This is a genomic window from Nocardia sp. NPDC059764, assembly GCF_042732555.1.
Classification (GTDB): domain Bacteria; phylum Actinomycetota; class Actinomycetes; order Mycobacteriales; family Mycobacteriaceae; genus Nocardia.
This window is the reverse complement of the sequence record NZ_JBHWHH010000305.1, coordinates 1-4,103: the sequence shown is the minus strand read 5'-3', so window position 1 is coordinate 4,103 and position 4,103 is coordinate 1. Positions and strand designations below refer to the sequence as shown.

At 68.5% G+C, this 4,103-nt stretch carries 3 protein-coding genes; 2 read left to right on the top strand and 1 reads right to left on the bottom strand.

What is annotated here, in order from left to right; genetic code table 11:
* Positions 1-153: 153 nt before the first annotated feature.
* Together ACFV4K_RS34930 and ACFV4K_RS34925 are read left to right on the top strand one after the other, a co-directional pair.
* A complete protein-coding gene (locus ACFV4K_RS34930; RefSeq protein ID WP_379280577.1) occupies positions 154-1,677 on the top strand; it encodes a flavin-containing monooxygenase in 1,524 nt (507 codons plus the stop codon).
* The gene (locus ACFV4K_RS34925; RefSeq protein WP_379280576.1) at positions 1,674-2,588 is read left to right on the top strand and encodes an alpha/beta fold hydrolase; all 915 of its coding nucleotides are present in this window, start codon (positions 1,674-1,676) and stop codon (positions 2,586-2,588) included. The genes ACFV4K_RS34930 and ACFV4K_RS34925 overlap by 4 nt, the downstream gene beginning before the upstream one ends.
* 79 nt (positions 2,589-2,667) lie before the next feature.
* On the opposite strand, the gene ACFV4K_RS34920 is transcribed toward ACFV4K_RS34925, so the two are convergent.
* A complete protein-coding gene (locus ACFV4K_RS34920) occupies positions 2,668-3,888 on the bottom strand; it encodes a PucR family transcriptional regulator (protein ID WP_379280575.1) in 1,221 nt (406 codons plus the stop codon).
* Positions 3,889-4,103 lie beyond the last annotated feature (215 nt).

The following is a 4,103-nucleotide window of genomic DNA, read 5'->3' as shown; positions in this document are numbered from 1 at the left end:
ACGTTCGCGGGCGTCCGCCTCGCGAACTCACCATGGGAGTGGATGCACAATGCACCACATCACTGACAATGTGAGTCATTTTGCGCCTGTCGGCATCGTCCGAATTTGGTCATGCTGGTGACGGATACCACATGCCACGACAAAGGAGTCTGAATGTCCGCCTCGTCAGCGACCGCACCCACCGAGCATCTCGACGTGCTGATCATCGGCGCCGGCGTTTCCGGCATCGGCGCGGCCTATTACCTGCGTCAACGCCTGCCGGGCAAGACCTTCGCCATCCTCGAGGCACGTGACGACCTCGGCGGCACCTGGGATCTGTTCCGGTACCCGGGAATTCGGTCCGACTCGGACCTGCACACCTTCGGCTACGCATTCAAGCCGTGGGAGAACCGCGAGTCCATCGCGGGCGGCCCGGCGATCCTTTCATACCTGCGCGAAACCGCCGACCAGTACGGGATCGGCAGCCACATCCGCTTCCATCGCCGGGTGCTCGGCGCGTCGTGGTCGAGTGAGACCGCGCGATGGCTGGTCGAGGTCGAGAACACCGGCACCGGACAGTGTGACCTGATCAGCTGCTCGTGGCTGTTCAGCTGCGCCGGGTACTACCGCTACGACGAGGGATTCACCCCGCGATTCCCGGGTTCGGAGCGCTTCACCGGTCAGGTGGTGCACCCGCAGCACTGGCCGCGCGACCTCGACTACCAGGGCAAGAAGGTCGTCATCATCGGCAGCGGCGCGACCGCGGTCACCTTGGTGCCAGCGCTCGCCGAGACCGCCGGGCACGTCACCATGCTGCAGCGCTCGCCCACCTACGTGGTGCCGGTGCCGTCGCAGGACAAGATCGCCAACGCGCTGCGCGCGGTCCTGGGCAGCCGGCGCGGATACGCGCTTACCCGGCGGCGCTACGTCGCGCAGCAGCGGTTCGTGTACCGGTTCTGCCAGCGCTTCCCGCAGGCCGCGCGACGAGTGATCCGCGGACTCAATGCCCGCCGGCTGCCCCGAGACTTCCCGGTCGACACCCATTTCAATCCCACCTACAACCCGTGGGATCAGCGGTTGTGCGCCGTGCCGGATTCGGATCTGTTCAAGTCCATCTCATCCGGCGCAGCCTCGGTGGTCACCGATCGCATCGACACCTTCACCGAGAACGGCATCGCCCTGGCCTCCGGACAGCACCTCGAGGCCGACATCATCGTCACCGCGACCGGCCTGAACATGTGCGTCTTCGGCGATATCGAACTCACCGTGGACGGCGAAGCCGTGTCCTGGCCGGACACCACCGCCTACAAGGGCTGCATGCTCAGCGACATCCCGAACTTCTCATTCATGGTGGGCTACACCAATTCCTCCTGGACGCTGAAGGTCAGCCCGGTGTGCGAATTCCTGTGCCGCATCCTCGAGCGGATGGGCACCGGCGGACACGACATCTGCTATCCGCACGCAGCCGACCAGGCCATGCCGACCCGGCCCCTGCTCGACTTCTCCGCCGGATACGTGCAGCGCTCGCTGCACCTGCTGCCCCGCCAGGGCCCCACCGCGCCGTGGACCATGGCGATGGACTACCTCAGCGATGTGAAGACCTTGAGCTCCGACCCGTTCCAGGATCGGCAGCTGCGCTTCACCGAGGCCGGCCGGTCGATCCGCCCGTCCGCGACCGGACAGACGGTGTCCGCATGAGCCCCGATCACGGTGCGCCCGAACAGGATCGATTCGCCACCACAGCCGCCGGGGTCGACATCTGCTATCGCGAATCCGGCGATCCCGACGGTGAGCCGTTGCTGTTGATCGCCGGCCTAGGACTCGATCTGACCTCCTGGCCGGCGGGAATGGTCGACGGCTTCGCCGAGCGCGGATTCCGGGTCATCCGCCTGGACAATCGCGACGTGGGCCGCTCCACGCATATCGACACTCGCCCGCCGACCCGGGCGGCGCTGACCATCCGGGCGGCCCCGGCACGCAATTACGACCTCACCGACATGGCCCGAGACACCGTGGGACTGCTCGATCACCTCGCGATCTCGCGTGTCCACCTGGTCGGCATGTCCATGGGCGGGATGATCGCGCAGACCGTCGCCGCCTGGAATCCCACCCGGGTGACGTCGCTGACCTCGATCTTCTCCACCACCGGCAGCCTGCGAGTCGGACAGCTCGCTCCCTCGACGATGCTGCGGCTGCTGAAGCGGCCGCCGCGCACCCGGGCCGAGTCGGTCGAACAGCACCTGGCGCTGGTGCGCCATATCGGCTCGCCGGAATTCCCCCTCGACCCGGCCGTCGAAAGGTCCTACGCCGCCGGCGCCTGGGACCGCGGCGACGGCGCGCGAGCCCACCACGGGGTATCACGTCAGATGGGCGCGATCGTGAAATCCGGGGACCGCACGCCCGAACTGCGACGCATCACCGCGCCCACGCTCGTCATCCACGGCGACGTCGATCGCATGGTGCATCCCAGTGGTGGCCGCGCGACCGCTGCGGCCGTACCGTATTCGCGCCACGTCACTGTCGCGGGCATGCGCCATCACCTCGCGCCGGGCCTCGCGGACCGCTTGGTCGCTCACGCGGCGGATCACGCCGCCACGGCGAGCGGGTAGATCACACGGGTCCGGCGGATTGGCGAATCACGCGGGCATGGCGGCCGGATGAATCTCGCGGGCAGCACAACCGGGTGAATCACGCCCGCGCGCCGCGCCAGCGCACCACATCCAACGCGACCGCGACGTCGATGCTGTTGTCGCGCAAGGGACGCGGCAGTAGCCGGTCGGCCTGCGCGAGTCGCCGCAGCACGGTGTTGCGGTGGGTGAACAGGCGCTGCGCGGCGCGCACGGCATTGCACTGCTCCTCGACGAACGCCGACACCACCGCGCGCACCTCCGGGGCGGCGGTGGCCAGATCGCCCAGGGTCTGGCGGACGAAGCGGTCCGCACCGTCGAGGTCCTCGGTGATCAAGGCGACCACCGCGACCTCCCGGTAGGTGGCGATGCGCCGACTCGATTCGATGCGGGCCAGCATCCGCTGTGTGGTGAGCGCGTCGAAGTGGCTGCGGCGGAAGCCCTCCAGTCCGTGTTCGGGCGCTCCGAGCGCGACCCGCACGCCGGGCAGCGCGTCCACCGCGGCCGCCGCGGCGTCGGCGTCCGGGCTGCCCGGCACCCAGACCCAGCGGGTCGCCGAGCCGGCCACCACACTCAGCCGTCGCATCGCGCCCGCGCTCCGGGCCAGCCCCTCGGCGACCGAATCCAGTTGCCCGGCATCGGAATCCGGTGCGTCACTCCACACCACCGCGGCGGTGTGCACACCCTCGAACCGGTAGCCCAGGATCGATTCGGCATGGGCGCGGGCGATGGGCGCGCCGTCGAGGAGCAGCGCGACCATCGCACGCCGCTCGGCGTGCGTGCCCTGGGTCAGCTCGGCGCGCTCGGCGCGCATCTGCTCGCCGACCGCGGAGACGGTCGCGTCCACGAACGCCGAGATCGACCGCGACGACACCTCCAGCAATTCACGCAGTTCGCCGGCGTCCGAGGTCAGTTCGAACGCGATCGCCATCCACTGCCGCCACGCGACCTCCTGACCCACCCGGTAGGCGTCGAGCATCGATTCGTTGAGCCCGCGCCGCACCAGATCACGGGCCACCGTGAGGGGTTCCTCCCCCAGGTTCGCCGCCACCGCGACACCGGGATCACGCACATTGGCCGCCGCCCAGTGCAGCATGTTCGCGCGGTTCGTCCGTCGAATCCCTTCGCGCAGGACCGGATCCGCGGCCACCGGCCCCATATTGGGAGCCTTCAGCACAGCTTCGTCGACTTCGTCGAACGATTCGCGCGGCGCCGCCAGGGACAGCTCGGCGCCGCGCCGGATCAGCTCACGCACCGGCTCTGACGGTCGCTCCCAGCCCATTTCGGACGCCCTCCGAATGTTGTGCACAGTGAATCGGAAGATGTCAACTATAGAGCACTGTGCCTCGCTCGGATCGATGCCTGACTCGAGTGAGGTGACGGCGGCATCAGTCGCGGCCGCTGCGGGTGTAGATGCCGACCAGCCAGCCGACCGCGAACATCACCAACAGGATCAGCCGCCCCGACGGCACACGGTCGGCATTCGCCCATCGCAAC